Genomic DNA, 26,195 nt, shown 5'->3' on the forward strand with positions numbered 1-26,195 from the left:
ATGGCACGCATGACTGCTGCGATGTATGACCTGATGGACTTTGATGAAGTCCTTGAAAAGTATGACCCAGTTATGGGCTTGGAAGTCCACGTCGAATTAGGCACGGACACCAAGATGTTTTCCACCTCGGCAACCAATTTTGATGCTCCTGCCAACTCCAACGTAGACCCTGTGTCCTTGGGTCTGCCTGGCGCATTGCCAGTGGTTAATGCCAAGGGCGTGGAATGGGCTATCAAGATTGGTCTGGCGCTTAATTGCTCCATTGCGGAATCATCGCGCTTTGCCCGCAAGAACTACTTCTACCCGGATCAGCCAAAGAACTACCAGATCTCCCAGTACGATGAGCCAATTGCTTACGATGGCTACCTAGACGTTGTTCTGGAAGACGGCACCGAGTGGCGCGTGGAGATTGAGCGCGCACACATGGAAGAAGACACCGGCAAGCTGACCCACTTGGGCGGTACCTCGGGCCGTATTCACGGCGCAACCGCGTCTTTGGTTGACTGCAACCGCGCTGGTATTCCTCTGATTGAGATTGTCACCAAGCCAATTGAAGGCGCCGGCGAGCGTGCGCCAGAGATTGCGCGTGCTTATGTCACCGCTTTGCGCGAGCTGGTCGCGGCACTCGGCGTTTCCGATGCCCGCATGGACCAGGGGTCTATGCGCGTGGACTCCAACGTGTCCCTGCGCCCGGTCGGCACCACTGAGTTTGGTACCCGTACCGAGACCAAGAACATCAACTCTTTGCGTTCTGTGGAGCAGGCAGTGCGCTTTGAGATGATGCGTCAGGCGCAAGTGCTTGACGATGGCGGCGTGATCGACCAAGAAACCCGCCACTACCAAGAGACCGACGGTTCTACTTCCAAGGGGCGCCCGAAGGAAACCGCGGATGATTACCGCTACTTCAATGATCCTGATTTGCCGCCAGTTTTGGCACCACGCGAGTGGGTTGAAGAAATCCGTCAGACTCTGCCAGAGATGCCATGGATTCGCCGCGCGCGCATCCAGGAAGAGTGGGGCTTGAAAGACGCAGAGATGCGTGACCTGGTCAACGCTGGCGCACTTGATCTGATCATCGCGACCACTGAAGAGGGTACGACCCCAGATGAGGCGCGTTCTTGGTGGGTTTCTTACCTGTCCGCGAAGGCAAATGAGCAGGGTGTTGACCTGCCAGCTTTGAGCATCACCCCGGCACAGGTTGCCCGCGTGGCCGCTTTGGTCAAGGAAGGCAAGCTGACTAATAAGTTGGCACGCCAGGCTGTCGATGGTGTTCTCGCCGGCGAAGGCGATGTCGATGAGGTTGTTAAGGCACGCGGTCTGGAAGTCGTTCGCGATGATGCAGCGATTGAAAAGGCTGTCGATGACGCCTTGGCCGCAAACCCAGACATCGTGGAGAAGTACCGCGCTGGCAACAAGAAGGTCACCGGCGCTATCGTCGGTGCCGTCATGAAGGCTACCCAGGGCAAGGCTGACCCAGGTCAGGTCAACCAGCTGATTGCTAAAAAGCTTAGCTAATAAGCGCTAGCTCTCGCTCGCCACATACCCGCATGTTAAGTGTTTGGATTCCCAAGCTTCTGACGTGCGGGTTCCGCGTTTTATGGGTCAAAATGCCGGGCGCGTGCGCTGCAGCATTGATTGATTCACACAATCATTAAGGCTGTGAGATAACACATGGTAATCAAAACTATATAAAGCCAGGCAGGGGCATATTTTCGCATTGTTTTAACAGTGAACAACACCGCAAAAAATTCGCATCGGTGCAGGTCAGTAGTTAACCTAGATAAATGTGTCTTTTAGAAACATAATCGGTATTGCTCTCGCATTCATTGGCCTATTGGTGGGGGCGGGCTTTGCAACCGGACAAGAAGTAGTCCAGTACTTCACGGCGTTTGGTATCAACGGCGTGTGGGGAATGATTATCGCCGGTGTCATCATGACACTTGCCGGCACCGTATTTTTACAACTCGGTTCTTATTTCCACGCCTCTGAGCACAACGCGGTGTTCCGGAAGGTATCGCACCCAGTGGTCTCGAAGATGCTCGATGTCGCTGTCATCTTCACACTTTTTGCTGTCGGCTTTGTCATGCTGGCCGGTGCAGGCTCAAACATGGCGCAGCAATTTGGCTGGCCCACCTGGGTGGGCTCGACGCTTATGATGGTGCTCGTTCTAGCAACTGGCCTGTTGGATGTCGACAAGGTCTCCAACGTCATTGGCCTGTTGACGCCAACCATCATTATCGCAGTGGTCGTCGTGCTGGTCTACACCTTGATGAATATGCCAGCTGCCCCCGCTGCCGTCATCGATACCGCCTCGCAAACCGATGCACCGATTGGCAACTGGCTGGTATCTGCCCTCAATTACAACGGTCTAGCCTTGATTCTGGCAGTATCTATGTCTTTGGTCATCGGCGGCGACCACATCAGCCCGCGTGAGGCCGGCTGGGGTGGCATCGTCGGCGGCTTCGGCTACGCGATTTTGCTCGGCATTGCTGGTTTCGTGTTGCTCATGGGCGCTGACAAGATTGTTGGTTCCGATGTTCCGATGCTTGTGCTTGTCAACGAAATGGGCGATACCGCTGGCATCTTGATGGCAGTGGTTATCTTCCTCATGATTTTCAATACCGCCATCGGCATGTTCTACGCGCTTGGCAAGCGCCTGTCTGCGGGACGCGAAAACCGCACCTATCCAATCTTTGCCGCAGGTACCATCGCCGGCTACGGCATGAGCTTCTTCGGCTTTAAGACGTTGATGAACTACGTCTACCCAATCCTGGGATACTTGGGCATGTTCATGGTTATTGTTCTTGTCATCGCCTGGTTCCGTGGCCTGTCTAAGATTCGTGATGAATCCACCCGCCGCGAGCGCATCAAGTCCTTGCTGCGTCTTAAGCTGCACCCCGATGCAAAATACGATGAAAGGCTCGATGAAACCATCGGCCGCGAACTCGTAGAATCCAACCTAGATCACGAAGTACTCTTTGAAGACCTGATTGAAGAAGTCACTGAAGAGCTCGAATCCGACGACGCGGTCGAATTCACGGCCGAAGAAGTAGACGAAGAAGCAACCGATGTGCAGTACTACATCGACACCGATTCCGACAGCGCCGATGACACCGGTGACGAGAGTGACGACGATGCTAAGAAAGTAACCGACTCTGCACGCTAGCAGAAACCCCAGATAAACCCTTCGCAGGAAAAACCTCCCGCGGAGGGTATTTTTCTGCCTACTGTTCATCGGGGGTACAGCCGTGCGTTCTATGAACGCAAACCCCTTATTGACTGCGCTGGCAAGACTTCCTCAAAGTCCTCTGGCGCTGCCAGACGCGACTTTTCGGCAGGGGTACTTTCGCGCTCCATTCGGTGATGTGCGGCACAATATGGCAGGTAAGAATGCTGGATGGAAAATCCGCCCGAGGTGGCGTGGAGCGATGCCACTTAGGGCCTTGCGTTATCTTTTTAAAAGATTAGGAGCCTTAACCCATGGGCACATCATCTTTACTGGCGGTGGAAAAGCCACACTTGCCGCGGCCTACTTTCCGCGAAATCCTGCGTGATCTCGGACCTCATGAAATTGGCGATGGTCTAGTGGCCTTGATCTTCTCTGCCTCCGGACCCATCGCGGTCATCCTCGCGGCAGCAGCGGCGGGCAATCTCAGCCCGGATCAAACCTCCTCGTGGATCTTCGGTGCCTTCCTGGGCAACGGCATCCTTACGCTGTTGATGACATATCTTTACCGGAGCCCGCAAGCCTATTTCTGGACCATCCCCGGCACAGTACTCGCCGGCGATGCCTTGATGCACTTGAGCTTCGGCGAAGTTATCGGTGCGTATCTCGCCACTGGGCTTTTGGTATTTCTACTCGGCTGGACCGGACTCATCGGCAAGATTATGGCGCTCCTGCCACCGACGATTGTCATGGCGATGGTCGCCGGCATTTTCTTGCGCTTTGGGCTCGACCTCATCAGCGCCGCCACCGACGCTCCGCTGATTGCGCTGCCAATGATTCTCGTCTTCGTCGCCCTTAGCGCCATCCCGCGCTTAGCTGCGGTCGCTCCACCGGTGGCTGTCGCAGCGGTGATTGGCACCATCATCGCGATTGTCTCCGGGCAACTAGGCGGCGGAATCCTCGCCGATGGCGTCATCGCCTCACCCGTGTTCACCGCTCCGGAATTCTCCCTTGCAGCGATGGCGGAACTCGTTATCCCGCTGACTATTACCGTGGTCATCGTGCAAAACGGCCAGGGCATCGCAGTGCTCCAAGCAGCAGGGCATAAGCCCGGCGTCAATGTCGCCGCGGCTGTCAGCGGACTGGTCTCCATGCCCATGGCGCTGATTGGAAATATCTCTACCTGTTTAACCGGCCCGACAAATGCCTTGATTGTCTCCGGCCCGCACAAGGACCGGCACTATGCCGCAGCCATGGTCACCGCCGTCGGCGCGATTGCCGTAGGACTATTCTCTCCAGTATTCGTGGGCTTCATGCTAGCCATGCCTGCGGCATTTATCGCAGCCCTTGCTGGCATCGCCATGCTCACCCCGCTGAAGAATGCCTTCATCGCCGGATTTTCCGGTGCCTATTCCACCGGCGCGCTGGTCTGTTTCCTGATTACAGTCTCAGAAATTTCACTGCTGGGTATCTCCGCACCGTTTTGGGGCATCGTCTTTGGCTGCCTCGTTGCATGGCTTATGGATGCCTGCGCGCAGAAAACCTCCGTGGTCGAAGAATCCCCAGCAGAAGAAACCACCGAGGAACTTCAGCCCACAAGGTCCTAGGTCAACAGCAACTTGATGGTCAGCAGCGCCATGATGCAGCCAATGCCGAAGTTGATGCCGCGCCACACCGCAGGGCGTGAAAGTACGTGCGAGAACTTGGCCGCAGCAAGGCCAACGGTGGGAAACCACAGCATGCTTGCTGCGATGGCGCCGGCAGCAAAGAACCATCGGCCGGTTTCGCCGTATTGGTTGGCAAGCCCGCCAATCATTACCAGCACATCAACATAGGCCGCTGGGTTGAGCCAGCAAATCGCCAGGGTCGCGAGAGCCGGCTTCACCCAGGTCGATTGGCGTACTTGCTGGCGCAGACGCGTGGTGCGCCGCCGAGTATCAACCGGGGAGGAACCGCCCAAGCTGCCACCATCAAAAGCATCGATTTGCTGTGTCTTATTCGGCTCGACCTGCGCAGGGGAGAGGGTTTCAACCTTGTCGCGCAAAGCATCGCGGAAGCACAGGTAAGTAAAGTACGCCAGATAAATCGCACCCAGATACTTCAGCACCACAAGCGCGGTCGGGAAAGTTTCCACCAAATAGCCCACGCCCGCGGTGCCACCGCTGATTAAAATGATGTCGGAGACCGCGCAAATCGCAATGACTATCCACACGTGCTCGCGCTTAATGCCCTGTTTGATCAGCAGGGCATTTTGCGGGCCAATCGCTACGATCAGTGAGAGCCCTAGTGCGAAACCGGCGATGAGGATAGACAGCGTTGACATATCTCTACTGTGCAGTCGCTTGTCGATGAAGTCCAGTTATTGAATTTCACCTTAGGTTAGAATGGCTTCATGAATCCGGTACATTTGGAAACCTTGCTGGCCATCGTGGATGAAGGCAGCTTTGAATATGCTGCGACGGTGCTGGGAATCACACCGTCGGCGGTTAGCCAAAGAATCAAATCACTTGAAGCCTCCACGGGTCGTGTTTTGCTGCGCCGTGCTAACCCTGTCACGGCGACTGACGCCGGGGAGATTTTGGTGCAATCTGCCAGGCGCATGGCGCTGGTACAGGCAGAAACGGATGCGCGCTTAGGGCAACGCTTGCAACGCGTGCCGTTGTCGGTGGCGGTTAATAATGACACCCTAGCCACGTGGTTTAAGGCCGTGATGGCAGAGATGGCGCAATACGGCGAGGCAGCGCTGCGGCTGCGCGTCGAAGATGAAACCCGCACCTTGGCTATGCTGCGCCGTGGTGACGTGCTGGGCGCCATTACCCATGAGCAAGCTCCAGTCTCGGGTTGTGTTTCCGAATATTTAGGCACCATGCGCTATGTTGCGGTCAGTACCCCGGATATTAAAACTCGCTTTAACACGGAGTTGGGCCTGGCGTGGCGGCAAATGCCGCTGGTGATCTATGGCCCGCAAGATGCGATCTTGGACCGCGCGATGCGCGACCGTGACGTGGAATTGCATGTCATCCGCGGCCGGGTATCCCAGATCCCGACGTCCGAGGCCTATCTCGAAGCCGTACGTATCGGTTTAGGTTGGGGAGTGCTGGCAGAAATCCAGGTCCAGCAATATCTCGATTCAGGCGAACTAGTGGCTCTGGACGGCGAGGATATTGAAGTGGACCTGTACTGGCAGCGCTGGCGATTAGAATCTGAAGTTCTAGAAAAGCTCACCAGCAGTGTTATCAGCGCCGCGCGGGCGGCGCTGCCACAACGTAAATAACCTGCGGAATTTCTAGCGGTCAAACAGTGGAAGTTGGAAATCCTCTGGGTTTTTCACTTCCTCACCAGCAGGCAACGCCCCTGGCAGGGTGGTGCCATCTGCAAATGGCTGACCGCCAAAGCGATCGCGGTCATGTGGTTCCATCAACCACGCCATGTCTGGGCCGACTGGCACGATCTTGGTGGGGTTAATCTCGGTGTGCACCATGAAGTAGTGCTGCTTGATCTCGGTGAAGTCCGTGGTGTCACCAAAGCCTGGAATCTGGAAGAGCTCTTGGAGGTAGCCGCGGATATTAGGCAGCTCAGCCATCTTGTGACGAGAGCACTTAAAATGGCTGTAATACACTGGGTCGAAACGAATCAAGGTGACAAAGAGGCGGATATCGGTCTCGGTGATGTGGTCACCCACCATGTAGCGCTGCTTGCCTAGGCGGTCTTCTACCCAGTCCAGTGCTTCCCACATGAACTCATATGCCGATTCATAAGCTTCTTGTGAACCTGCAAAGCCGCAGCGGTAGACACCGTTGTTGATCGATTTGAAGATGTAGTAGTTAATCTCTTCTATCTCTTCGGCGTGCTGTGCTGGGTAGAGGTCTGGCGCGCCCTCGCGCTGGAAATCTTTCCAGTTGGTGATGAAATCACGAACGATAGAAGGGTAGTCATTGGTGACTACGCGACCGGTGGATTCCTCCACGATGGCTGGAACCGTAATTCCACGGGGGTAATCGGGGAAGCGCTTAAAGTAAGCATCTTGCAAACGCGGAATCTGCAGGACTGGGTCAACTCCGCCTTCATCAAGGTCGAATTGCCAAGAGCGAACGTCGTGCGTCGGGCCAGCCAGTGCCAGCGAGATGGTGTCTTCCAACCCCATCAAGCGGCGTGCAATAACGGTGCGATGCGCCCACGGGCAGGCACGAGCTACTGCCAAGCGGTAGCGGCCAGCTTCTTGTGGCCAGTGGAATGTGCCATCTTCCTGCTCTGTTGGCTCGCTGATGTCGGGGACGATGCGATCCTCGATGTAATTGGTATCGCGAATAAACTCTCCATCGGGAGAGGCGTTGCGTGCTTCTTGGACTGGTTCCTGCGTGTTCTCGGTTGCCATGTCACTCCTTTATTCCATTGTGTTGACGTATCAACAACTCTAGTTCATTTGTTGCGCAAAATCTAGACCGAACCCACGCGCGAGAGATAAAGGTTTGGCAACAGCTGGCAAAATGGTGGGGCGCGCCGACTTAGCTGGCTGTCAGCAGCGACGATTTCGCATAGTGTTTAGGTTATGAGCACGAATACACCGTCCCACGATCAACCTGATAAGGCATCAGACTTTGATGACGAGTTGGGTGTTCCTGCATACAAACCGTCCACCGACTCGACTCCTGCCGCGGCATCGCCAGCTTCCGCCTCGCCGGCCTCTGCTGCTGATCAGACCGCTGAGTCCACCAGCCCATCGGATCAGCCCACGACGTCTTTCGAGCGCCCCTCCGATGCGGAGATTAAAGCTAGCGAGCAGCGCAAAGCATCCGCCAAGAAACCAAGCGGTGTACGCATCGTGGAAAGTGTCGACCCAGTAGCGTCCATGCCTTCGACACCAGCCGCGACATCGGAACCAGCTGCGGCCGCCTCCGAGCCAAATCCGGTAGACACTCCATCAACTTCGGAGCCTGCGAAAGACACCGCAGCACCTAAGGCGCCCGCAAACTCTGACTCTTCAGACACCGACTCCTCGGGTTCCGCTTCCGGTGGTGCTGCAGCTGCTGGTGCTGGCGCAGCTGCGGGAGCCGGCGCTGCAGGAGCAGGCTTTGCCGCTGCACATGCGTCGGGTGCTAAGGATGCCGAGCCGGAGGCTGCGAAGCCTGAAACCACCCAAGAAGTTCCGCGCTCGAGCGTCTTCGACCGCCCCGGACGTGCTCAACCACAAGAAATTACGCCCAATACCACCCAGGCTCCTCAGTCCGCTGTTGAGTCCCAACCTACGGAGACGATGAACATGGGCCCTACAACTGGTTCACAGAACAATCCTTACGATGACCGTGATTTCGCTAGCCGCGATACCTCCTTCGACCAATCGCCGACGTCGGTAAACTCATCCGCTGATTACGGCAATGAACCAACTACCGTGCAGCCGGCTGCAGTACCAGCAGGTGGCGCAGCGGCTGGTGCGGGCGCAGCAGGATACTCGGCGACGCAGCACTTTGATTCACCATCGCAGTACTCGGATGACACGGCCTTGGCTCTCGATGCCGATACCGCCGCAGCAGCCCAGGCTGAGGAAGAACAAGCACTGCGTCGTCAGTATGGCAAGCGCGGCACCATTGACTTTGGTTTGCTCTTCATCCGTATCGCGCTGGGTGGCTTCCTCATCGTTGAGGGCGTGCGCACACTCTTTAGCATCGGGGAGTCCGCTGGAATCTCCGGACTGGAGTCTGAATATGCTAGCTACTCGATGGCCAATATCCTGGCCATGGGTATTCCAGTAGGACAGCTCGTTGCAGGTGTATTCCTGGTGCTGGGCCTTCTGACCCCATTTGCATCCATGCTGGCACTCGTTGTTACCGGCTTCATGGCTATCCACGAGTTGGCTGTTTCCGGTGCAGGTTTGGACGTCTTTGGCTGGCCTGAGTCCCTGTGGCTGGCACTAGTCTTGTTCGTAGTTAACGTTGGCGTACAGTTCACCGGCCCAGGATTTATCTCTGTTGACTCCGCACTTGGTGTGAAGGCACTCTCGAGCCCGGCTCGTCGTCCATTGGCTTCGTCGTGGGTTTTCTTTATCCTCGGTGCAGCGGCACTGGTAGCTGTGTGGTGGTTCGGCGCCGGTATCAACCCGCTGAACTAATACGCATTAAGCGCAAGAAAGCGCGCCAGTCAGAATCCTTTGTGGAAACTCTGACTGGCGCGTTTTTTAATGTGTATCTGGTTTCGCTAGCACTGCTTTCGGCAAAAGGGATCGCCGAATTAGCTAACCAGCCTGGTTGACTAGTTAGCTCTTGCTAGCGGTGGGGATCGCCCTGGTTTTAGATGAGGCTCATCGCTCCCATGCTGCTTACGTGGTGCGTATTGCCCACAAGTTTTCCGCCTGGGGTGTGCAGGCGGACTTTGCCGCGGTGGCGTCGCATTCTCCCGCGACTCGGTTTGCCTCGTTTCTTCCGGCTCGGCGAAGATGGACCGCCATCATCATTCACGCCGTTGTGGTACTTGCACAGCATCGTCAGATTCGACGGTTTGGTATGGCCGCCGTTCTTGTGGGCGTCGATGTGGTGGACCTGGCACCTATCAGCGGGCACGTTGCAGTCTGGCCACGGGCAGACAAGGTTTTCTGCCATTGCCAAGGTGCGTAGCTTGTCGGATGCGAAGCGGGCTTCGTAGAGGTTGACCGGTCCGGCGGTGGGGTGGAAGAGTCCAACGTAGAGCTTGTCGCCAAGGGCGCCTTCCATCGCGGCGTTGATGAACTCGGCGCCGGTCATGGTGGTGCCATCAGAAAGACCGATGATGACCTCGTCGCCGCGACCGCAGGAGACTTTGGCGAAATCATCGAGGCCGATAGCGATAACGGTGCGGTATTCCGGTTTGGTGAGGCCGGTGCCGTTTCCTTCGACGAGGTCCCAGAATGGTTCGAGCAATGCTTCGGAGCGTGGCTGGTCGTCGTTGGTGATTTCGGCGTCGAGGGTTTTCTCGAGGTCGGTAATACGGCGTTGGGTATCGGTAATGCTAATGGTGCGTAGGCCGTCGATAGCCCGGCCGACGCGTACGCCCGGTTTCTTCTTGGTGTCGCCGCCTTCTTCGGTGACGCGTTTCTTGGCGTGGGCTTCGACTTCTTCGAAGGTGCCTTCGTAAGCGATAAGTTCTGCACGCAGTTTCCACGCTGCGCCGCGGGTGTTGAGTTTTTTGGCGTGTTTGTTGACCATGTCTAAGTATTCGAGGCTTAATTGCCTCGCTTCGGCAAGCGCTACTGAATCGCGCTGCGCCTTGGGCGAGTCAGCGGGCCCGAAGAATACTGTGGCAAGCCTGGTGTATTTGCGTGCCGTGTTCAGTGGCATCAGGTCACCGGCAAGGTCATAAGGGGAGCACTGATAAACGTCGCGGAGGATAGTTATTCCGCTTGTGTAGAAGAGTTTTATTATTTGTTGTCCGTTCATAACTTCGACACTAAAACGCCTTTGCAAGCCCTGGCTAGTGCAAGCTCAAAAACCTGTGGATAACTACGTTGACACGTCACGCAACTGGCAAAGTTATCCACAGGCGCGCCTCTGAGTCGGCATAAATACGCCGAAAAAGTACCTGAGATCGCGAAAAGGCCGGTGGTTAACCGGCCTAGGGGAGAATCTAGCGCGTGATACTAGATGCTTTGCGCAGTGTCGTGAGCGGTGGAATCATTAATCGGTACGAAGCGAAGCATGATTGCGGTGACGATCATGGTTGCGATGGCGAACCAGATGAAGTCGCTCATGACAATTTTGAAGACTAGTTCTTGTTCCCACACGTTGATGCTATCGCCCCAGTACCACTTCGGCGGGATGGTCAAGATTAGCAGTGACCACAGACCGAGGATGGAGACCATGATACCGGATACCCAGCTGAGGTGACGCCAGGTAGTCGCGCGGTAGAGCAGGACTGGGATGGCGATGGTGAGCCAGATCCAGTGGTGCGACCAGCTGACTGGGGAAATCAGCAGCATGATGAAAGCGTTGATCATGAAGGCTTCGATGTTGAGTCCGCGCTTATTCAGCGCGATCATCAACCAGCCACCGAGCACGACGGTGATAATGGCCAGGCAGAACCAGATGATCGTGGTGATCATGCTGGAAGTGTCCATGGCCTCTTGGGAGGTGTAGAGACGCTCGAGAAAGCCCTTGAGGGAGCTATTGGATTGGTAGGCGGTTTGGACGCCGATTTCGCCGCCGGAGCCCATCGATAAGAGATTGACAGTGAAGTATTCCCACGCCACATCCCAGCGCACGGACGCGGCAATAGCGGTGGCTACGATGGCAGAGATGCCTGCGGTGATAATCGGCTTGATTTCTTTGCGGACCAAGAAATACAGCAGCATGGCCAAAGGTGTGATTTTGATGGCTGCGGCAACACCGATGAGCCAGCCTTGCGGGAGCCACTTGAGACGCTTGCGGGGGATTAAGTCCAAAGCAACGAGCGCCATGAGGATGATGTTGATCTGCGCGAAACCGTTATTCAAACGCACGGGCTCAAAGATTAAAACGATGCCCCACACCAAGGTGGCGACAGCGATGATATCGGAGCTGGCAAAACGATTGGCACGTTGCTTATTTAAGGCAAAAGCCAGCATGAGCAGCACGAGGCCGATGAGCAGATTGGATAGGATAATGACGATGTCGCCGGCCATAGCATCGCTAAACCAATCACCAGCCAGTGGCACCATCACTAGCGCGCCAAAAGGTGGGTAAAGAAACGGCAGCGCAATATCCCCGGCCATCATGGGCACGGAGTAGACCTCGTTGCCGGCCATGAAAGCTTTAACGCCTTCGCGGTAGATGATCATGTCGATAGGAAAATCCGTCAACATCACCTGAATCGCCGTGGTTACCGTGGCGATGATAACCCCAAGTAAGCCAATTAACCCCGCGATAGCGGGGGAGAAGAAGGCTGTGGGAGCAGCGACGTTCGTAGCCGCTGTCGGCACCGGCGGGTCTTGGTCAATATTTGGCGAAGTAGTCACAGGCCATAATGTTAGGCGGTGGGCCAGTACTTCGGTAAATACTGACCCACCGCCTAGGTGAAAATGTGGTGAACGTCGTTGATTAAGCGATATGCCCATCAACGATGCGGACTGCGCCCATGTCGGCAGAAGTCGCCATGTTTGCGTATGCGCGCAAAGCCTTGGTGACAGGGCGGTCGCGGTTGACCGGGGTCCATGGCTTTTCGCGGCGTTCTTGCTCAGCGCGACGACGCTCCAGCTCGTCTTCGTCGATGTCCAGGGTCAGTGCGCGCTTGCGCACGTCGATGGTGATCGGGTCGCCATTTTGGACCAGACCGATTACACCGCCGTGAGCAGCCTCAGGGGAGATGTGGCCAATGGACAGGCCAGAGGTACCACCGGAGAAGCGGCCGTCGGTGATCAAGGCACATGCCTTGCCCAAACCGGAGCCCTTGAGGAAGGAGGTCGGGTGCAGCATCTCCTGCATGCCCGGGCCGCCAGCAGGTCCCTCGTAGCGGATGACGATGACATCGCCAGCTTGGACTTCACGCTTGAGAATGATGGAGACTGCTTCTTCCTGGGACTCGACAACGCGAGCAGGCCCCTGGAAGTGCCACAGTTCTTCCTCGACACCGGCGGCCTTGATGATGGCGCCATTAGGTGCGAGGTTGCCGCGCAGGACAACCAGACCACCTTGGTCGGAGTAGGAGAATTCTGAGGAGTGGATGCAGCCGTTTTCCTGGTCGGTGTCCAGGGTTTCCCAGACATTGTCGGTGGAAAATGGCTCAGTGGTGCGTACGCCACCTGGGGCAGCCAGGAAGAGATCGCGGGCCTTGTCCAGTTCCTTGCCGCCGCGGATATCCCAGTCATCCAGCCATTCGCCGGCGTCCTTGTACAGCGCGGTGTGGACATTCATCTTCAGGTGACCGGAGCGGCGCAGCTCGCCCAAGATGGCAGGGATGCCGCCGGCGCGGTGGACGTCTTCGATGTGCCAGACACCGTTGGGGGCAACCTTGGACAGACAAGGAACGGCGTCAGAGACAGCCTCGATGTCGTTCAGGGTGAAGTCGATGGCACCTTCTTGTGCTGCAGCCAAGGTGTGCAAGATGGTGTTGGTGGAGCCACCCATGGCCATATCCAGCGCCATGGCGTTGTAGAAAGCGTCCTTGTTCGCGATATTGCGCGGCAGGACGGATTCATCTTCTTCGCCGTAGTAGCGGCGGCACAGGTCCACGATGGTGGTGCCGGCTTGCTCGAAGAGACGACGACGGAAAGAGTGGGTTGCCAAGGTGGTGCCGTTGCCAGGCAGGGCCAGACCCAAAGCTTCAGTCAGGCAGTTCATGGAGTTCGCGGTGAACATACCGGAGCAAGAACCACAGGTTGGGCAGGCAGATTCTTCGACCATGGCCAGACCGGCATCATCGACATCATCGCTAGCCGATGCGGTGATCGCCGTGATCAGGTCAGTTGGAGCCTTCGCAACGCCATCGACGACAACTGCCTTACCAGCCTCCATAGGGCCACCGGAGACGAAGATGGTGGGGATGTTCAAACGCAAAGCCGCGTTGAGCATGCCTGGGGTGATCTTGTCACAGTTGGAGATGCAGACCAGCGCGTCGGCGGTGTGTGCATTGACCATGTATTCCACGGAGTCGGAAATGATCTCACGTGATGGCAGGGAGTAGAGCATGCCGCTGTGGCCCATGGCGATGCCGTCATCGACCGCGATGGTGTTAAATTCCTTCGGCACGCCGCCAGCTTCACGAATGGCATCAGCGACGATGTCACCGACGTTTTTCAAGTGGACGTGGCCAGGAACGAACTGGGTATAGGAGTTGGCGATAGCGACAATTGGCTTGCCGAACTCATTTTCCTTGGTGCCGGTCGCGCGCCAGAGAGCGCGCGCACCCGCAGCTTGCCGGCCGACGGTGGTTACTTTAGAGCGCAGAGGAAACATGAAAATAGATCCTAAAAATCAAAGATGGGGATTATAAGGCGTATAGCGTGGTCAACGCTTTGTGATAAGAAAGTATTCCCTCACTGCCTTGGGCCTTCGGCGAGTGCTGCGGGTGAAGGGGGTGTGCTCGCCGCAGCATCGGTAGGTTACTTACTCTACTCCGTTGCGACGCTGATTCTGAGTCTGGCCATCCGATGGGGGTGTCTCACGGGGTGGATTAGTGTTTCCATTCTGTGGGACACCTTTATTGGCTTCGGGGACGGCGCTTTCGGCGCCGTCCTGGGCGGCCTGGTATTGCGCGTACTCTTCTTTGTCCATCAAGATCTGCTGGCCGTCGCGGTGGACAATGACGACCTTTTCATCAGCTGCGGCTTTGCCCTCGCTGAGTGCGTCGGGGATGCGGCCGCGGGATGCATCGTAAAGCCCCGGCAAAGAGTTAAAGGTAACGCCGGGCAAATTGTGCTTGGTGCCGGTAGTGGTTTCAGCGAAAGCCTTGGAGCCTTGGAAGCCAATGCCTTCGAAGTTGTCCCAAGAAATAGTTTTGCGGCCTTTGAACGCGTAGCGAATGGCAATACCTTTTTCGCCGACGGTGGTCTTGCCGCGCAATACCCAATAGATCCACAGGGCAGGAATTAATACGGTCCAGCCCAAAAGTAGTGGGTTCCAGCCGGCCATGATGATGCACACCATGGCCATCAAGGCAATGGCGAAGACGTGGGTGCGCTCGGGCACGAACTCCTTGGTCTCGCCGGTGGGCGCCGGAATAGTAGAACTAGTTGCGTTGTTGTCGGCTAAGTTGTCAGCAGGCACAGGATCGGTCATGTAAACCTATGCTAATTAGTTTTATTCCCAGGGGTTAATCATGAGATGTGGAGTCGGGCAAAGATACAGGTAAATTCCGCACACTGAGATAGGTTTCTCACGCAATGGGGGTGTTAACTGGACTGAGGAAAATCAGTGTGTATGATGTAGGCCATGATCAATATTCGACTTCAGGTGGTAGTAGTAGCAGCGCGGCGCTTGCCGTAGCGGCCATTTTGAAGTCGTTAAAAGCAAGTGCCCTCGCCAACTCCCACCCGAGTTGAGTCGGGGGCATTGTTTATTTATAGCTCGGCCCACCCACAGCCGATGTTTGATCTGCGCTTTACCGCCTGCCCGCCACCCGCACGGTGCCAGGATGAGCAAAGTGTCTAATTGAATAATTACTTTGAAAAAGTCCATGACCTAAGGAGCATTACCACCGTGGCAGCTTCCACAACGCCCTCTCCGGCTTCGGTGGCCTCTTCGACTGGCGCAAAGCCAGGACCAAAAGGCCCAGAGCGCATGACTGGTGCACAAGCTATTGTCCGCACCCTTGAAGATTTAGGCACCGACCTAGTCTTCGGCATCCCAGGCGGCGCCGTGCTGCCTTTGTATGATGCACTAAACCGTTCCGAAACTCTTCGCCACGTGCTCACCCGCCATGAGCAGGGTGCTGGCCACGCTGCTGAAGGCTATGCAGTGGCAACCGGCAAGGTGGGCGTGTGTATTGCCACGTCCGGTCCTGGTGCAACCAACTTGGTAACCCCAATTGCGGATGCCAACTTGGACTCTGTGCCAATCGTGGCCATTACCGGCCAGGTGGGCTCTAACCTCTTGGGCACTGATGCCTTCCAGGAAGCAGATATTCGCGGTGTGACGATGCCGATTACTAAGCACAACTTCATCGTCACGGATCCGAATAAGATTCCAGAGGCGATTGCGTCTGCGTTCCACTTGGCATCGACTGGCCGTCCTGGCCCTGTCTTGGTGGATATCCCGAAGGATATCCAAAATGCCACGATGGAATACACCTTCCCGCCGAAGTTCTACATGCCGGGGTATAAGCCAACGACCAATCCTCACAACCGCCAAATCTCGGCAGCAGTGAAGATGATTTCGGAAGCTACCCGCCCTGTTCTCTACGTCGGTGGCGGTGTCATCAAGGCTGACGCTCACCGCGAGCTGCTGGAATTTGCCGAATTTACCGGCATCCCAGTAGTTACCACCTTGATGGCTTTGGGTGCATTCCCAGATTCTCACCCACAGCACATGGGTATGCCGGGCATGCACGGCACGGTTCCAGCGGTTGCCGCCATGCAGCGCGCAGACTTGCTCATTGCTATCGGTGCGCGTTTCGATGACCGCGTCACCGGTGACGTTGACACCTTCGCACCACACGCGCAGGTTATCCATGCGGATGTGGACCCAGCGGAAATCGGCAAGATTCGCGAAGTTGCCATCCCAATCGTCGGTGATGCTCGCGAGGTGCTGTTGGCGCTGACCAAGACCTATCAGAACTCCACCAAGTATCCGAAGCCGGAAATCAATGAGTGGACTGGCTACCTTAATGATCTGCAGGACCGCTTCCCACGAGGCTGGGAGCCAACTGAAGATGGCAAGCTCAACCCGCAGTTGATTTTGGAGCACCTCTCGCGTGAAATTGGCCCAGAGGCCATCTACGTGGCAGGCGTTGGCCAGCACCAGATGTGGGCTGCACAGTTCATCGACTTTGAAAACCCACGCACCTGGATCAACTCCGGTGGTGCCGGCACCATGGGCTACGCAGTTCCTGCAGCGCTCGGTGCCAAGGCTGGCTTGCCGGACAAGGAAGTCTGGGCAATCGATGGCGATGGCTGTTTCCAGATGACTAACCAGGAGCTGACCACCGCAGCTTTGGAAGGTTTCCCCATCAAGATCGCTGTTATTAATAACGGCAACCTGGGCATGGTGCGCCAGTGGCAGACCCTGTTCTATGAGCGCAACTACTCCAACACCAAGCTGCGTGAGGAAGAAAACTACATCCCGGACTTCGTCAAGCTTGGCGATGCCATGGGCTGCGAATCCATTCGCGTGACCACCGAAGAAGAAATCGTGCCTGCTATCCAGCGCGCGCGTGAAATCAATGACCGCCCAGTAGTTATTGACTTCATCGTCGGCGAAGACGCACAGGTTTGGCCAATGATTTCCGGCGGTGCTTCAAACGAAGAAATCCAGTACGCCGTTGGCCTGCGCCCACTGTTTGATGAAAATGAATCAGCTGCTGAAGAACCGGCGACCATTCACGAAACCGTAGAGGAGATCGAAGACTAATGCCTGCTCCGCACGAAGTCACCCGCCATACTTTGTCCGTCTTGGTCGAAGACGTAGAAGGTATCACCTCCCGCGTCGCCGGCATGTTCACCCGCCGTGGCTACAACCTCGTATCCATTGTCTCCGCACGCACGGAAACTCCCGGCATTAACCGCTTTACCATCGTGGTCGATGCCAGCGAGGTAGTTATCGAACAGGTAACCAAGCAGCTCAACAAGATCATTCCAGTCATCAAGGTCGTCGAACTGGATGAAGACACCTCGGTCGCACGTGGCATCATGCTGGTCAAAGTTACCGCTGATAACACCAATCGCCCGCAGGTTGTCGACGCCGTCAACATCTTCCGTGCCCGCGTAGTAGACGTGGCTCAAGAATCCGTCATTGTGGAAGCTACGGGTTCGCCAGGAAAGCTGCGCGCACTGCTAGATGTTTTAGAGCCATTCGGCATTCGCGAACTCATCCAGTCCGGGCACGTGGCACTGAGCCGCGGTCCAAAGGCCATGGCGCCCAGCAAGCTCTGATTGACTCAATCGAATCAACCACATCAATCGCATAACTCGATTGACCCCTCTCGGTGCTTTGGTCGGGAGGGGAACCCTCCGACAAAACACCCCCGGCGCAGCCCACAAGGTTCGCGTCGGTTAGTAGGGGGAGTCCTCACAAGGGAAGCCCTCTCAAAAAATTCATAATAAATTCCTGAAATATCTCATAATGTGAACACTTCATCCCGCACTGTGGTACGGTAGATGGAGTGCACCCACACTAGTACCGAACTTTCCAACGAAAGGGTTAACTCTCATGGCAATTGAGACTTTTTACGACGACGATGCTGATCTGTCGATCATCCAGGGCCGCAAGGTCGCTGTTATTGGTTACGGCTCCCAGGGCCACGCGCACTCTCAGAACCTGCGCGACTCCGGCGTTGAGGTAGTCATTGGTCTGCGCGACGGATCCAAGTCCGCAGCCAAGGCAGAAGAAGCTGGCTTTGAAGTAAAGTCTGTTGCAGACGCCACCAAGTGGGCAGACGTTATCATGATCCTGGCTCCAGATACTTCCCAGGCTTCGATCTTTACCAATGACGTCGAGCCAAACCTAGAAGAGGGCAACGCGTTGCTCTTCGGCCACGGCCTGAACATTCACTTCGACCTGATCAAGCCAGCTGACAACATCACGGTCGGCATGGTTGCGCCAAAGGGCCCAGGCCACTTGGTTCGTCGTCAGTTCGTTGACGGCAAGGGTGTTCCTTGCTTGATCGCAATTGATCAGGACCCCAAGGAAGAAGGCCACGACCTCCTGCTGTCTTACGCTGCCGCAATTGGCGGCGCACGCGCGGGCGTTATCCCAACCACCTTCGAGGCGGAGACCGTTACTGACCTCTTCGGTGAGCAGGCAGTTCTATGTGGTGGCACCGAAGAACTGGTCAAGACCGGTTTCGAGGTTCTGACCGAAGCTGGCTACGAGCCAGAAATGGCTTACTTCGAAGTTCTGCACGAGCTGAAGCTGATTGTTGACCTCATGTTCGAGGGCGGCATCAGCAACATGAACTACTCGGTATCTGATACCGCTGAGTTCGGTGGCTACGTCTCCGGCCCACGCGTTATCGACGCTGGCACCAAGGAGCGCATGAAGGACATCCTAGCCGATATCCAGGACGGCACCTTCACCAAGCGTCTGCTGGCTAACGTTGAAGGCGGCAACAAGGAGCTCGAAGGCCTGCGTGCATCTTACAACGATCACCCAATCGAGCAGACCGGTAAGAAGCTGCGCGATCTGATGAGCTGGGTCAAGGTTGACGCTCGCGCTGAAACTGCTTAAATCGTAAATACGATTTAAAGACAGCTATTTCGCTAGTTCGAATTAGCTTCTTCAAGCGGCTAGCCCTTTAAGGTTGAGATACCTTTTGGGGCTAGCCGCTTTTGCGATCGCCAAACAAAAGCACTCCCACGGTAAAAATGTCCGATCGGACACGCGCGGGAAGTTGATTTGGGGTATAAGCTCAAAGGTATGGGTTTTATTACGCCAAGCTATGACCTTTTGGACCTTTTCAAACGCATTGACCGCGGTGATATCCAAGTTCCCGATTTCCAGCAAGACTACACCTGGGACGAAGACCATATTCGCTCCCTATTAGTCACTGTCCTGCGCGGCTACCCAGTCGGTGCGGTGACGGTCTTAGATACACGCGATGAAAAGATGCGCTTTAAGCCGCGTCCACTTGCTGGCGCACCGGCAACCGACAATAACCCCGGCATGCTGTTATTAGATGGCGAGCAGCGCCTGACCACCTTGTATCACTGCCTGCGCGGATCGGGAAATATCCGCACCACCAATTTCCGCGACGAAACTGTCATGCGCCGCTACTTTGTAGACCTACGCCGGGCAGTATCTGAAGAGCTACTTCCCGATGAGTCCGTCTTCGCCGTTGATGATGACGGCTATGTGTGTTCGCACTTTGGCCCTAGCTTGGACTACCCACTAGATAGGGAAGATGCCTATCTGCGCAGCGGCTGCGTCCCCGTATCCATGCTGTTGTCTGACGAAGGCACGCGCATCATCTTATCCATGGCCGCCCACGTCGCTGGCAGCGTAAACGCAGCCGCCGACGAAGCAAGCAGCAAGAGCACGTCTACTGACAGTACAGCGAGCGAACAGCAGCTTAATTACGCGGAGCTCGCCGAGTTTCACAACCGCGTGCTTTTCCCACTGGCAGGCTATGACGTGCCGATGATTCGGCTGTCGCGCGAAACCGCGAGTGCTGGTGTGGGAACGATTTTCGCCCACGCCAATCGGTCTGGCAATGACATGGACGTCTTTGATTTGGTCACGGCGGTCTTTGCCTCCGAGGATGAGAACTTCCGGCTGGCCGATGATTGGGCCAAGCGTGAAAAAGCCCTGCGGAAATACCCGGCGCTCGATGGCATCAAGCGCACGCAATTCCTGTCCGCAGTCTCCTTGTATTCCACGGCAGATACCGGCCATGCAGGCGGTCAGCGCGAAGATATCTTGAATTTAAATCTATCGGAGTACTTGGCAGCAGCCGACAAGCTGCAGATTACTTTCCAGGAAGTCGCAGAGTTCTTGCGCCAACGCTGCATCTTCAACCAGGAACAAGTCCCGTATACTGCACAGATTATTCCGCTCGCGGTCATTTTGGCGCGCCTTGCGCCGATTACCGGGTGTCTCTCATCGCAGCAAGCCTGGGATAAGCTCAATCGCTGGTTCTGGTCAGGCGTCTTTGGTGAGCTCTATGGCTCGGAAGCCGTCAAGCTTCGTGCTGCACGCGATGTGGAAGAGGTCTGCGCCTGGATTTTAGGCACCCGTGAAGAAGAGCCGAAGTCCGTGCGCGAAGCGGAGTTCAAAGAATCCCGGCTTAATACCGCGGATGAATCCAGCGGTATCTACCATGCGCTCTATGCGCTTTTGATGGCCAGCGGCGCACGGGATTGGCGCAGCGCGAAAGTCTTTGACAAGACTTCATTCTTCGAGTTGAGCACGGGCTTTCACCAAATCTTCCCTGATACTTGGTGCGCAAAGTTCCAGGTGGATCCCGCCTTGGCCAGCTCAGTGCTCAACCACACCCCGATGGGTAAACGCACTGAGGTCGTCATCGATGGGCAATCGCCGGCACGCTACCTTTCTCGCGTGCAGTCGAAGTCGATTATGGAAGATGCAGAATTCGACACCGTATTAGCCTCCCACGAACTCAACGCGGAGCTTTTACACGACGCTGACTTTGACGGGTTCATCCGGGATCGACGTGAGCGCTTTGTCGGAATGGTCGAACACGCCATGGGCAAAACCATCATCCGGGATCTCAGCACTGTTTAGGCGCCCAAGTTGCTAGGCAATTTGGCCTTCAACTGGGTGTTTCCCAAACTGCAGTAGTGGTGAGATACTTACTGCCAGTAGTGGAAAAATAAGGCGGGGAAAGTTGCGCGTGGCAAAAATACCGAAGGCAGTCGCAGCGCTTGTAGCTATGAGCTTGGCGCTGAGTTTGTCATCGTGTTTTCGCCAAAGCGAGCCAGTGGTAACCCCGCAGCTTTTTGATCTGGATGAAGCCCAGATCAACTTAGAGCAGGCTGCGACCGAAAACCGCAGCCAGCTAGTGCGCGAAGAATTCCGCGATAAAGTCCAGGTGCTCCCAGACCCCTGGGGTCTGCAATCTGTGGAGCTGTTTTTCCAGGGTTCTGGTTCAAATTCGATCATCATCGCGGAGAATACAGACTCCTCGCAGTTGCGGGCGGCATCGATAGCCGTGGCACAACGCGTCCCCATGGTCACCTACGATGACTCCATGCGCAGTGAACTCATCGCGCAAATAGAAGCATTGGGCATTACCCGCATTTTATTGGTCGGAGACCTGCCTTTTGCGTCCACGCACGGGGACCTAGAGATTTTGCATGACCCGGGCACTACCCAAGCATTGGGGGAGATGACGGCATTTCAATTCACCAGCCAAGTCGTCGGTAGCCCAGAGGGGATGGTCAAAGCCGTAGCAGATTTAGAGTCGGCCAACTTCACCGAATTGAAGGCCGCATGGGAGCCTTTATACCGCGAAGAGCGGTGGGAGACAGAGCCGATTCCAGCGCAGTCACGCAGGGATTCGGGCATGTCACCGGTGATTATTGTGACCCCGGAATCATCGGTGGCATCGGTAGCTAATGCCAAAGCTTGGGGCGGGGAAGTGTGGGTTATGCCCACCGGCGATCCGCGCGATTCCAAGCATCAAATGGCCTTGGTGAATGGTTTAGAAGATGGTCCGCTAGTCGCACTCGGCCCCCAGTTTGGGGATAACAACCTGTTAACCGATAGGATTAGGCACGGTTGGAATTCTTCGACGCACGCAAACTCATAAAATCACCTCAAGTAATCTGTGAGGGGGCTTTAAAAGCATGAGCGCGCCGCCCAATTCCTGCTGCCTGGTCACCTTTGGTGACTTGACTTGATGAACCGCCACTGATCACGAGCCACTGATCACTCCAATTTCCATAAGGATCGAAGAACATGTCGAAGCCGGTCGTTTTAATTGCCGACAAACTTGCCCCATCCACCGTTGAAGCTCTGGGGGATGGAGTTGAGGTCCGCTGGGTTGATGGACCAAACCGCGATGAACTGCTTGGGGCAGTAGGAGAGGCTGATGCTCTCCTGGTTCGTTCTGCAACCACCGTTGATGAGGAAGTCCTCGAAGCTGCTAACAACCTCAAGATTGTAGGCCGCGCGGGCGTTGGCCTCGATAACGTTGACGTTCCCGCAGCTACTGCTCGCGGCGTCATGGTTGTCAACGCACCAACCTCCAATATTCACTCCGCGTGTGAGCACGCTATTTCCTTGCTGCTCTCTACGGCACGTCAGATTCCACAGGCAGATGCGACCTTGCGTGATGCAGAGTGGAAGCGTTCTTCTTTCAAGGGCGTGGAAATCTTCGGCAAGACCGTCGGCATTGTCGGCTTTGGCCACATCGGTCAGCTGTTCGCACAGCGCTTGGCAGCGTTTGAAACTGAAATCATCGCTTATGACCCATACGCTAACCCAGCGCGTGCGGCATCCTTGGGCGTGGAGCTGGTGGAGCTCGAAGAGCTGATGAGCCGCTCGGACTTTGTCACCATTCACTTGCCAAAGACCCCAGAGACCGCTGGCATGTTCTCCTCTGAGCTTTTGGGCAAGGCTAAGAAGGGCCAGATCATCATCAACGCGGCTCGCGGCGGGCTTGTCGATGAACAAGCGTTGGCCGATTCGATTAAGGCCGGCCACCACTGGGGCGCAGGCTTTGACGTCTATGCCACCGAGCCTTGCACCGATTCGCCGCTATTTGGCCTGCCACAGGTTGTTGTGACCCCACACCTGGGTGCATCGACTGTTGAGGCGCAAGACCGCGCTGGTACCGACGTGGCTGAGTCCGTGCTTAAGGCACTGGCTGGCGAGTTCGTTCCAGACGCAGTCAACGTCTCCGGTGGACGCGTGGGCGAAGAAGTGGCAGGTTGGCTCGACCTGGCACGCAAGCTGGGTCTGGCATCCGGCAAGCTGCTGCGCTCTGCACCAGTGGCCATCGAGGTCACCGCGTGTGGCCAGTTGTCTACCGAGGACGTTGAGGTTCTTGGCCTGTCTGCAGTGCGCGGTTTGTTCTCCGGTGTCACCAGCGAGGTTGTTACCTTCGTGAACGCCATGTCCATTGCTGAATCCCGCGGCGTGACAGTCAAGGTCTCCACCAAGGATGAGGCAAAGGGCCACAACTCCACGGTGCGCGTGAAGGTCATTTCCGCAGAGGGCAACACCTCTGTTCTGGAAGGTGCACTTACCGGCATCGATGGTGTGGAAAAGATTGTGCGCATCGATGGCCGCGGCGTGGATATGCGCGCGACCGGCCGCAACATCTTCTTCTCCTACAGCGACCGCCCAGGCGCACTGGGTGTCGTTGGCTCCGTGTTGGGCAACGCTGGCATCAACATCCAGGCAGCAGCTTTGACCCAGGGCAAGCAGGACGATGCCGCCGTGCTTATCCTGCGCGTTGAGCGCGAGGTCCCAGAAGAGCTCATCTCTGAGATTCAGGACCAGCTGGAGGCTCAGTCCTTGCAGGTCAACTTCGACGCTTAAATAGTGCATAAAAAGACGCCATCATCGCTTGTCGATGCATGGCGTCTTTTCCTTTGTACCGTTGCCCTAACTGGGCTTAACCTTGGTTCGATTTTCTGCGCTCGCGCCAACGCAATTTCCCGCGTGCGCATAGGCGGTAGTAAACCCTGCGGTGGTTATTACCGTGGCGCAGCTTAAGACATTGCGGTGCCGCGAGTACTTAAAAAGAATTAGGGCGCTGAGAATAACCACCGTCGCGCCACAGCCGATAATTTGCCACGCTGGAAATTGCGTCGGCGCACCGCGCTGAAAGTAGTCGGTGATGGGCGAGTCGCTATTCCACGACAGCCACAACCCGGCCGATAGGATACCGCTGAGAAAAGCCAGGGCCATGCCGATAAGCGGGAAGGGTTTCTTTGCCCGCTGACTTTTAATATTCCACGCGCCAATCATCAGCGGAATCAAAATAATGACGCTGGGCACAATCGCGAAGATGAACGCGCCCCATAAAAACTGCCCCGTGTGAAATTCCATGTCCATGCTTCGTCCCATCGTGGTGGTCGGTGTTGCATAGCGCCGGAGGCGCGGAGCAACAACGACTGTACGCGCGTTGAAAGATTTAGGGCGGGGTAGTGCTAGCAACAATCGCGTTCTTGAACTAAGGTAGAAATATCCACCCTATGAGAAAGGCGTACCACACAATGAAACTCGCGGTTATTGGCGGAGACGGCATCGGCCCAGAGGTCACAGCAGAAGCAGTCAAGGTTCTGCGCGCTGTGCGTGATGATATTGAGACTACTGATTTCGATCTGGGCGCAACGCGCTACCTCAACAACGGTGAGCTGCTAACCGACGAAGACCTGAAGTCTTTGCGTGAACATGACGCTATTTTGTTGGGTGCTGTTGGTGCGCCAGGGCAGGTGCCTCCAGGAATCTTGGAGCGTGGCCTGTTGCTGAAGCTGCGCTTTGCTCTCGACCACCACGTTAACTTGCGTCCGTCGAAGCTGTACCCAACCGCGGTATCGCCTTTGGCTAATCCAGGTGAGATTGATTTCGTCGTGGTCCGCGAAGGCACTGAGGGTCTGTACGCCGGCAACGGCGGCACCCTGCGCCAGGGCACCGAGCACGAGGTGGCCTCTGAAGTTTCGCAAAACACCCGCTACGGTGTTGAGCGCGTTGTGCGTGATGCTTTCAACCGCGCGCAGAACCGCCGTAAGAAGCTGACCTTGGTGCACAAGACCAACGTGTTGGTCAACGCTGGTGACTTGTGGCAGCGCACCGTTGATGAGGTTGCGCCGGAATTCCCAGAGGTTGAAGTCGATTACAACCACATCGACGCGGCAACCATTTACATGGTTACCGATCCTTCACGTTATGACGTCATTGTCACCGATAACCTCTTCGGCGACATCCTGACTGACCTGGCGGGTGCAGTCGCAGGCGGCATCGGGTTGGCATCTTCCGGCAATATCGACTCCTCCGGAACCAACCCTTCGATGTTTGAGCCAGTACACGGCTCTGCACCAGATATCGCTGGCCAGGGTATTGCGGATCCAACCGCAGCTATCTTGTCCGCTGCGATGTTGCTGCGCCACTTAGGTGATGAAGACAATGCCCAGCGCATTGAAAAGGCTGTTGCTGATGATGTTTCCTCCCGCGGTGAGGAGCAGGTCAAGACCGTTGAGGTCGGCGACCGCATCGCACAGGCTTTGTCCTAATCTCCACTAATTCCTCCTAATCTTGATTTAGTTCGAATCGGAGGACTGTAAGCCCGCACGATTCCCCGTGAGAGCGTCTAAGGTGATGCTCACGCGGGGAATTTTTGCATGTAGGAGGTATAAAAATGTCACTTGATGTCATTGAACTTTTAGGGCTGGTGGTTTCAGCGATTGCGATGTTGTACACGTTGTTGTCGCGCTTTTCGGTGGCAGAAGAACTAGAACGCGCTAAAGCATTGCGTGAGGCGGCACAGCTTTTCGATGAACTCGAGCGCGCCGAGCACGACTTTCACGACGATAAAGGCGTGGTCTACAGCACTGATGCTTTAGTCGGTTATAAGAAGAGCCTGCGCACTTTGCACTTTCACACCACGGTTGGCGTTGGTGAATTGTCGCTGATGGCACTGATCAGCTTTCTTTTGGCGCTGGGGATTTATACCTTGTCGGTGACCATGGAAACCGGTGTTGCCGAAGTTCTCTGGTACGCACTTGCCCTTTTTGCACTGGTTGGCGTGCCAGCCGCGTGGATTTTTACGCGCCGCTATTTAATCGATAGGCAATCACGGCATATCTCCGATGAAGAAAAAGCTCGTTTGCTCAAAGACCCAGGCCAATAGTTTCGGTTGAAACTCTAGGTGGGCAGCAAGGTGTCACAGGGGGGTACAGCGCGGTTAATCCTTACCCCTAGCTATGTCGTACTGCCCATGTTCGTCGCCCACGCGGCTAACATTGGCA

Annotated in this window: 20 protein-coding genes; 13 read left to right on the plus strand and 7 right to left on the minus strand. The window is 55.9% G+C overall.

Annotated elements, in window-relative coordinates; genetic code table 11:
* The first annotated feature begins 9 nt into the window (after window positions 1–9).
* From gatB to C5Y44_RS05110, 3 genes are all read left to right on the plus strand, one after another.
* Window positions 10–1,515 carry an Asp-tRNA(Asn)/Glu-tRNA(Gln) amidotransferase subunit GatB gene (gene gatB / locus C5Y44_RS05100; RefSeq protein ID WP_105324081.1) on the plus strand — a complete coding sequence of 502 codons (1,506 nt, stop codon included), beginning with the start codon at window positions 10–12 and terminating at the stop codon, window positions 1,513–1,515.
* A 271-nt stretch (window positions 1,516–1,786) separates the two neighbouring features.
* On the plus strand, window positions 1,787–3,166 hold the full coding sequence (locus C5Y44_RS05105; RefSeq protein ID WP_233189835.1) for a hypothetical protein: 1,380 nt from the start codon (window positions 1,787–1,789) through the stop codon (window positions 3,164–3,166).
* Between the two features lie 314 nt (window positions 3,167–3,480).
* Window positions 3,481–4,773: a benzoate/H(+) symporter BenE family transporter gene (locus C5Y44_RS05110; protein WP_105323948.1), complete on the plus strand. Its 1,293-nt coding sequence runs from the start codon at window positions 3,481–3,483 to the stop codon at window positions 4,771–4,773.
* On the opposite strand, the gene C5Y44_RS05115 is transcribed toward C5Y44_RS05110, so the two are convergent.
* Window positions 4,770–5,480, minus strand: a complete 711-nt coding sequence (locus tag C5Y44_RS05115; RefSeq protein ID WP_105324082.1) for a LysE/ArgO family amino acid transporter — start codon at window positions 5,478–5,480, stop codon at window positions 4,770–4,772. The genes C5Y44_RS05110 and C5Y44_RS05115 overlap by 4 nt on opposite strands.
* A 78-nt stretch (window positions 5,481–5,558) precedes the next feature.
* Between C5Y44_RS05115 and C5Y44_RS05120 the strand changes: the two genes are divergently transcribed.
* On the plus strand, window positions 5,559–6,440 hold the full coding sequence (locus tag C5Y44_RS05120; protein WP_066837073.1) for an ArgP/LysG family DNA-binding transcriptional regulator: 882 nt from the start codon (window positions 5,559–5,561) through the stop codon (window positions 6,438–6,440).
* 12 nt (window positions 6,441–6,452) lie between these two features.
* On the opposite strand, the gene C5Y44_RS05125 is transcribed toward C5Y44_RS05120, so the two are convergent.
* Window positions 6,453–7,541 carry a glutathione S-transferase family protein gene (locus tag C5Y44_RS05125; protein ID WP_105323949.1) on the minus strand — a complete coding sequence of 363 codons (1,089 nt, stop codon included), beginning with the start codon at window positions 7,539–7,541 and terminating at the stop codon, window positions 6,453–6,455.
* A gap of 174 nt (window positions 7,542–7,715) precedes the next feature.
* On the opposite strand from C5Y44_RS05125, the gene C5Y44_RS05130 reads away from it, so the two are divergent.
* Window positions 7,716–9,272: a DoxX family protein gene (locus C5Y44_RS05130; protein WP_105323950.1), complete on the plus strand. Its 1,557-nt coding sequence runs from the start codon at window positions 7,716–7,718 to the stop codon at window positions 9,270–9,272.
* A 178-nt stretch (window positions 9,273–9,450) separates the two neighbouring features.
* Here the strand turns inward: C5Y44_RS05130 and C5Y44_RS05135 are convergent, their stop codons facing one another.
* From C5Y44_RS05135 to C5Y44_RS05150, 4 genes are all read right to left on the minus strand, one after another.
* Complete coding sequence (locus C5Y44_RS05135) at window positions 9,451–10,572, minus strand: HNH endonuclease (protein ID WP_105323951.1); 1,122 nt, start codon at window positions 10,570–10,572, stop codon at window positions 9,451–9,453.
* 200 nt (window positions 10,573–10,772) lie between these two features.
* Window positions 10,773–12,125 (minus strand): glycosyltransferase family 87 protein, encoded by a 1,353-nt coding sequence (locus C5Y44_RS05140; protein ID WP_233189836.1) that lies wholly within the window; start codon window positions 12,123–12,125, stop codon window positions 10,773–10,775.
* Between the two features lie 82 nt (window positions 12,126–12,207).
* A complete protein-coding gene (gene ilvD / locus C5Y44_RS05145) occupies window positions 12,208–14,061 on the minus strand; it encodes a dihydroxy-acid dehydratase (RefSeq protein WP_105323952.1) in 1,854 nt (617 codons plus the stop codon).
* Window positions 14,062–14,211: 150 nt separating this feature from the next.
* A complete protein-coding gene (locus C5Y44_RS05150; RefSeq protein WP_105323953.1) occupies window positions 14,212–14,883 on the minus strand; it encodes a PH domain-containing protein in 672 nt (223 codons plus the stop codon).
* Between the two features lie 420 nt (window positions 14,884–15,303).
* On the opposite strand from C5Y44_RS05150, the gene C5Y44_RS05155 reads away from it, so the two are divergent.
* The 6 genes from C5Y44_RS05155 to serA all read left to right on the plus strand — a co-directional run bounded on the left by C5Y44_RS05155 (window position 15,304) and on the right by serA (window position 23,763).
* Entirely contained in the window at window positions 15,304–17,172 is a 1,869-nt protein-coding gene (locus C5Y44_RS05155; protein ID WP_105323954.1) for an acetolactate synthase large subunit, read from the plus strand.
* Complete coding sequence (ilvN, locus tag C5Y44_RS05160) at window positions 17,172–17,693, plus strand: acetolactate synthase small subunit (RefSeq protein ID WP_105323955.1); 522 nt, start codon at window positions 17,172–17,174, stop codon at window positions 17,691–17,693. Before C5Y44_RS05155 ends, ilvN begins: the two co-directional genes overlap by 1 nt.
* A 277-nt stretch (window positions 17,694–17,970) precedes the next feature.
* Complete coding sequence (ilvC, locus tag C5Y44_RS05165; protein ID WP_066838191.1) at window positions 17,971–18,987, plus strand: ketol-acid reductoisomerase; 1,017 nt, start codon at window positions 17,971–17,973, stop codon at window positions 18,985–18,987.
* Window positions 18,988–19,176: 189 nt separating this feature from the next.
* Window positions 19,177–21,000, plus strand: a complete 1,824-nt coding sequence (locus C5Y44_RS05170; RefSeq protein WP_105323956.1) for a DUF262 domain-containing protein — start codon at window positions 19,177–19,179, stop codon at window positions 20,998–21,000.
* Window positions 21,001–21,109: 109 nt separating this feature from the next.
* Window positions 21,110–22,027 (plus strand): hypothetical protein, encoded by a 918-nt coding sequence (locus C5Y44_RS05175; protein WP_233189837.1) that lies wholly within the window; start codon window positions 21,110–21,112, stop codon window positions 22,025–22,027.
* Window positions 22,028–22,176: 149 nt separating this feature from the next.
* Entirely contained in the window at window positions 22,177–23,763 is a 1,587-nt protein-coding gene (gene serA / locus C5Y44_RS05180; RefSeq protein ID WP_105323957.1) for a phosphoglycerate dehydrogenase, read from the plus strand.
* A 66-nt stretch (window positions 23,764–23,829) separates the two neighbouring features.
* Here the strand turns inward: serA and C5Y44_RS05185 are convergent, their stop codons facing one another.
* Complete coding sequence (locus C5Y44_RS05185) at window positions 23,830–24,282, minus strand: hypothetical protein (protein ID WP_105323958.1); 453 nt, start codon at window positions 24,280–24,282, stop codon at window positions 23,830–23,832.
* A gap of 161 nt (window positions 24,283–24,443) precedes the next feature.
* On the opposite strand from C5Y44_RS05185, the gene C5Y44_RS05190 reads away from it, so the two are divergent.
* Complete coding sequence (locus tag C5Y44_RS05190) at window positions 24,444–25,460, plus strand: 3-isopropylmalate dehydrogenase (protein WP_105323959.1); 1,017 nt, start codon at window positions 24,444–24,446, stop codon at window positions 25,458–25,460.
* A 125-nt stretch (window positions 25,461–25,585) separates the two neighbouring features.
* Window positions 25,586–26,077, plus strand: coding sequence for a hypothetical protein (locus C5Y44_RS05195; protein WP_105323960.1), 492 nt, complete (start codon window positions 25,586–25,588; stop codon window positions 26,075–26,077).
* The last annotated feature ends 118 nt before the right edge of the window (window positions 26,078–26,195 follow it).

The sequence above is a fragment of the Corynebacterium sp. J010B-136 genome (genome assembly GCF_002967075.1).
Lineage (GTDB): Bacteria > Actinomycetota > Actinomycetes > Mycobacteriales > Mycobacteriaceae > Corynebacterium.